Origin of the sequence: Curtobacterium sp. B18, assembly GCF_000333375.1 — a bacterium.
GTDB lineage: Bacteria > Actinomycetota > Actinomycetes > Actinomycetales > Microbacteriaceae > Curtobacterium.
Genome location: NZ_BACZ01000715.1, coordinates 1 through 5020 on the forward strand (window position 1 = coordinate 1; position 5020 = coordinate 5020).

The 5020-nt window shown below is 74.3% G+C and carries 6 protein-coding genes; 4 read left to right on the plus strand and 2 right to left on the minus strand.

The window, feature by feature from the left end:
- On the minus strand, positions 1-279 hold a 279-nt coding region (locus I5E_RS19090), incomplete at its 3' end, for an HAD-IIIA family hydrolase (RefSeq protein ID WP_022908396.1).
- Positions 280-379: 100 nt separating this feature from the next.
- Here I5E_RS19090 and I5E_RS19095 point away from each other — a divergent pair.
- The 3 genes from I5E_RS19095 (at position 380) to I5E_RS22200 (ending at position 2901) form a co-directional block, all read left to right on the plus strand.
- Positions 380-1381: a glycosyltransferase family 9 protein gene (locus I5E_RS19095; protein ID WP_022908397.1), complete on the plus strand. Its 1002-nt coding sequence runs from the start codon at positions 380-382 to the stop codon at positions 1379-1381.
- 50 nt (positions 1382-1431) lie between these two features.
- A complete protein-coding gene (locus tag I5E_RS19100; protein WP_031263208.1) occupies positions 1432-1788 on the plus strand; it encodes a PRC-barrel domain-containing protein in 357 nt (118 codons plus the stop codon).
- A gap of 93 nt (positions 1789-1881) precedes the next feature.
- Positions 1882-2901 carry an SGNH/GDSL hydrolase family protein gene (locus I5E_RS22200; protein ID WP_022908399.1) on the plus strand — a complete coding sequence of 340 codons (1020 nt, stop codon included), beginning with the start codon at positions 1882-1884 and terminating at the stop codon, positions 2899-2901.
- Here I5E_RS22200 and I5E_RS19110 read toward each other — a convergent pair.
- Complete coding sequence (locus I5E_RS19110; RefSeq protein ID WP_022908400.1) at positions 2853-3743, minus strand: universal stress protein; 891 nt, start codon at positions 3741-3743, stop codon at positions 2853-2855. The two genes, I5E_RS22200 and I5E_RS19110, sit on opposite strands and share 49 nt — an antisense overlap.
- Positions 3744-3963: 220 nt before the next feature.
- On the opposite strand from I5E_RS19110, the gene I5E_RS26095 reads away from it, so the two are divergent.
- A complete protein-coding gene (locus tag I5E_RS26095; protein ID WP_022908401.1) occupies positions 3964-4416 on the plus strand; it encodes an NUDIX domain-containing protein in 453 nt (150 codons plus the stop codon).
- Positions 4417-5020 lie beyond the last annotated feature (604 nt).

Consider the following 5020-nt stretch of genomic DNA (forward strand, 5'->3'; position numbering starts at 1 on the left):
CGGGCAGACGCACCACACGTCGAAGGCTCCGACGAGTTCGTCGACCCGGGCGTTCGTGGCGTCGACCTGCTCGCGCGTCGCCGTCCCCCTCGCGATCACCGACTGGTTCGTCACCACCCCGAGCGCGAGACCGGCCGCCCGGGCACGACCGACCGCCCGCCGCGCGCCGGGGACGGGCACCACCAGTCTCGGATCGGCGTTGTAGGGGACGTCGACGACGAGCGTGTCGTCGCGGTCGAAGAGGAGACCGCGCACGGTGCGGTCCGGAGCGAGAGCCATGCCCCCGACCTACCGGCGCGCAGCAGGGGGTCGGCTCAGGAACAGCCGGCGAACGCGATCCCGGACGAACGGACCGGTGTCCACGGCTACCGTCGCCCGCGTGACCGCCGTCCCCACCCTGCCCCCGTCCGACGGGCGCCCCGAGCTGCTCGTGCTCCGCGCCATCAAGCTCGGCGACCTGCTCGTCGCGGTGCCCGCACTGCACGCGCTGCGCCGCGCCTTCCCGGACCACCGGATCTCGCTCGCCACCACGGCGTGGCTCGCGCCCGTCGTCGAACTCCTGCCTGACGTCGACGTGCACCTCGCCCAGCACGGTCTGGACCACCCGATCGGTGCGCCCGCCGGGGCGATCGACGTGGCGGTGAACCTGCACGGCGCCGGGCCGGAGTCCTCCGACCTGGTCGCGGCCCTCGGTGCCCGTCGGGTGATCGGCCACGCCGACCCCACGAACGGCTTCGACGGGCCTGGGTGGCCCGACGGCGTGCACGAGCGCGACCGGTGGACCCGCCTGCTCGCCTGGCACGGCATCGCCGCCGATCCCGACGACGTCGGCATCGCGCGTCCGGCGACACCCCCGGTCGCCGAGGGGGCCGCGGTCGTGCACGTCGGCGCCTTCCACGGCGCGCGGCACTGGCCGACGGACCGCTTCGCCGCCGTGGTGCGCGGACTGCGAGCGCGCGGCCTCGACGTGGTCCTGACGGGAGGCGCGGACGACGTCGAGCGTGCGGCCGACGTCGCGCAGGCGGCCGGGCTGGCGCCGGGGGCGGTGCTGGCCGGTGTGCTGCCGCTGCAGGACTTCGCGGGCGTCATCGCCGCCGCCGCGCTCGTCGTCACGGTGGACACCGGGGCGGCGCACCTCGCGTCCGCCTACGGGATCCCCTCGGTGGTCGTGTTCGGACCGGCGCCACCCGAGGCGTGGGGGCCGCCCGCAACGGGTCCGCACGTCGTCCTCACCGACGCCTCGGTGCGCCGCGGCGACGTCTTCGCCGAGGACCCGGACCCGGCGCTCCTCGCGATCGGTCCCGACGACGTGCTCGCCGCGGTCGACACGCTCGCGGTCGGTCGACGACCCGCTGTGACCGACGGGACGGCCGCTCAGTAGCGTGGCGGGTGAGCGACCCGGACACGCCGGGTGCTCACGAGGAGGCACACGTGTTCGAAGCCGCGAACATCCGGGACTGGATCGGTCTGCCGGTCGTCGACGAGGCGGACGACAAGGTCGGCACGCTCGAGAGCATCTACTACGACACCGCGACCTCCGAGCCCGCCTTCGGAGCGGTCACCACGGGGATGGTCGGCTTCCAGAAGCTCCTGTTCGTGCCGCTGACCGGTGCGCTGGTCGCGCCGAAGCACCTGCGGGTCGCGTACCCGAAGAAGCTCGTGAAGGACGCGCCGACGATCGCGACCGACGGCGAGCTCGACGCGTCGCTCGAGCCGGAGGTCTACCAGCACTACGGCCTCGAGTACCGCACGGGCAGCGGGGGAGAGCGACGCCTGGGCCGTCGCTGACCGCCCGCGACGGGTCGGCGCGTTAGCCTGGTTCGTCCGACCCGTCCCTGGAGGCCGAACCTGCTCCGCTCCGTCCGCTCGACGCTGCTCGCCGTGGTGGCGGCCTCCGTCGTGCTCGCGGGGTCGGTCGCGGGTGGTGGTGCGGTCTCCGCCGCGCCGATGTGGCCGGTCCCGCAGCCGTACCCGGTGACCGGCGACCCGGTCGAGACGCTCACCGACATCCCGCCGGGCAGCGAGTACGTCGCACTCGGCGACTCGTACTCGGCCGGCTACGGGCTGTCCGATCCCACCCACCTGCCGACCGGCGCCTGCGGACAGTCCGCCCAGGACTACCCGCACCGCATCGCCGCACGGTTCGGGCTCGACCTCACCGACGTCACCTGCGGCGGTGCCACGAGCGACGACGTCACGAGCGGGTTCCAGTTCAAGGGGGTCCCGCCGCAGATCCGGTCGCTGTCCGAGCGCACCCGGTTGGTGACGCTGACGATCGGCGGCAACGACGCCGACCTGTTCGGCACCGCGGCGTCGTGCCTCGCCCTCTCACCGAAGGGCCCGGTGTTCTCCGGCCGCGACGCGCCCTCCTGCCGCAGCACGCTCGTCCGGGACGGCGAGGACATGCTCCGGACGAAGATCGAGTCCCGCGTGGCGCTCGGCATCGCCGACACCCTCGCCACCGTGCGGGAGGCCGCGCCGAACGCGACCGTCCTGTTCCTCGGGTACCCGGCGATCTTCCCGGACGCCGACCACACGCCGAAGGGCGGCTGCTTCCGGTCCGCGCTCGACCTCGGGACCCTGGCGGGCTCCTTCCCCTCGAACACCTACCCGTTCACGAACACCGACGTCCGGTACCTGCACGGCGTGCAGGAGGCACTGAACGACGTGTCGGCGTCGGCCGCACGGGCCGCAGGGGTCCGGTTCGTCGACGTGTTCTCGAGCACCCAGGCGCACTCGGCGTGCGCGACGAAGAAGCCCTACGTGTCGGGGGTCTCGCTCGACGGGACCGGTGACCTGCGGCGGATCGACCTCGAGCCGGGCGCGCTGCACCCGAACACCCGCGGCGTCGCCTACCTCACCAAGCGCGTCGCGGCGGCCGCCCGGGACCTCGCCGGCTGATCCGCCGCTCCGGCGACCGGGGCGTCGTGCGCTGCGGGCGGGACCACGACGACCGGCGACACCGTCTCGCGCAGGACGTCGTGCAGGACCGAGCCCGAGAGCGCCGTCACGTGCCCGAGCCCGAGCACCACGACCGAGGCGCGACGCGTGTGCGCGGCGATCGCGTGCCCCGGGCGGCCCTCGACGAGCAGCGGGTGGAAGCGGACGTCGGGGTAGCGGCCCACCAGGTCCGTCGTGACCCGCTGCAGGAGCTCGGCGTTCCGGGTCCGCCACCGCATCGGGTCCTCGGCGAAGTCCGTGAGACCCGTCCGGGTGAGCACCGGCATCTCCCACGCGCGGAGCAGCGTCACCCTCCGGCGGAGCCGACGGGCCTCGTCGACGGCGATCGCGAGGGCGCGGTCGTCGACCGGTTCCTCGACCGCGAGCACGACGTCGCCGGCGATCGGATGGGGTCCCTCCGGCACGACGACCGTCGGGACCGCTGCGCGTGCCGCGACACGGGCCGGGTCCCCACCGGCGGTGGAGCCGCGACGGCCGCGGAACGTGCCGATGACGAGGACGTCGCCGCCGTCCGACTCCTCGACGAGTGCCGTGGTGAACGGTCCGGCGTGCCGTCGTACCTCGACCCGCGCGTCGGGCATCGCGGCCCGGGCGGCGTCCGCCACCGCGTCGGCGACGCGTTTCCCGTCCGGACCCGTGCGACCCTCGATCGCCGGGTCGACCCCGATCACCCGGATGCGGTCGATGCCCGTCCCGGCCCGGTCGGTGACCCAGTGCAGGGCCTCCTCGTGCGGCGCTGCCGCATCGGCGGCCAGTGTGACCGTCCTCCACCGTTCGTCCATCCCGATCGACCTCCTCGTCCGGGGTCCTCCGGGGCGTCGTCATGGCGCTCCTCACCATGCAAACTACTCCCGCTCCCCGGTCGCGGACCCGACCCGTCGGCACGGTGCGGACGCCGACCGGGCCGACCCGCGCCTCCTGGACCGACCGGCGCAGCCGGGGGCCGGCCCGCACCGCGCGGCCCCGCGTCGACACCGTCCGCCGCCGGGTAGCGTCGCGCTCGTGGTGCTGAGCGCGGGACTCCTGCTGTACCGGACGGACGACGTCGGCGTGCAGGTCTGGATCGCGCACATGGGCGGGCCGTTCTGGCGGAACCGACCACGCGCGTGGTCCATCCCGAAGGGGCTCGTCGAGGGGGACGAGGACCCGCTCGAGACCGCCCGCCGCGAGTTCGCCGAGGAGATCGGGGTCGCCGCGCCCGACGGCCCCGTCACGGACCTGGGCGAGGTGCGCCAGGCGTCCGGCAAGCGTGTGCGGGTGTTCGCGGTCGCGGCCCCTGCGTTCACGGTCGACCGGGTGCGGTCGAACACGGCGCGGATCGAACTGCCGCGGGGATCCGGCCGGTACGTCGAGGTGCCGGAGGTCGACGACGCGCGGTGGGTGCCGGTCGACGAGGCGCGCACGATGCTCGTCGCGGGACAGGTCGCCGCGCTCGACCGGCTGCCGGAGGGGTGACCCGCGCCGGACACCGGTCGACGGTCACCTGTCCCGATCACGGCATCGTGTGGACGGTCTTCGCGCTCCCTGGATAGCCTGAGGAGGCGTCGAGACACCGACGTCTGGCTCAGGGACCAGGTCAGCACGAGCAGGGGAGCACGATGCGGCGCTTGCGCACCGTCACGGCGGCACTGACCGCCCTCGCACTCGGAGGGGGACTCGCGCTCGTCGGCGCGTCGTCAGCCTCCGCCGAACCGGCCGGACACTGGGGGACCTTCACCCTCGCCGGCCAGACCAAGGCCTACACCGGCACCGTCAGCATGCCTGGCTTCCCGGAGACCACCTTCACGTCGAACTCGCGGCAGTCGACCGTCGTGAGCGGCAACTCCACCTGGCAGGGACCGAACACCGGCCCGGGCGCGGCGTACGGGTCGAGTCGTGGCAACACGTACCTCAACCAGCGACCGCTCGCCGACGCGGCCGGCCAGCCGTCGGTCACCACGTACACCTTCGCCGAGCCGACGCCCGGTGCGAGCAGCTGGTCCTTCGTGCTCGGCGACGTCGACGCCGACCGCGCGACGATCTCGGCCGTCACCCAGGNCGGTGCCCGCGCGACCGCTCA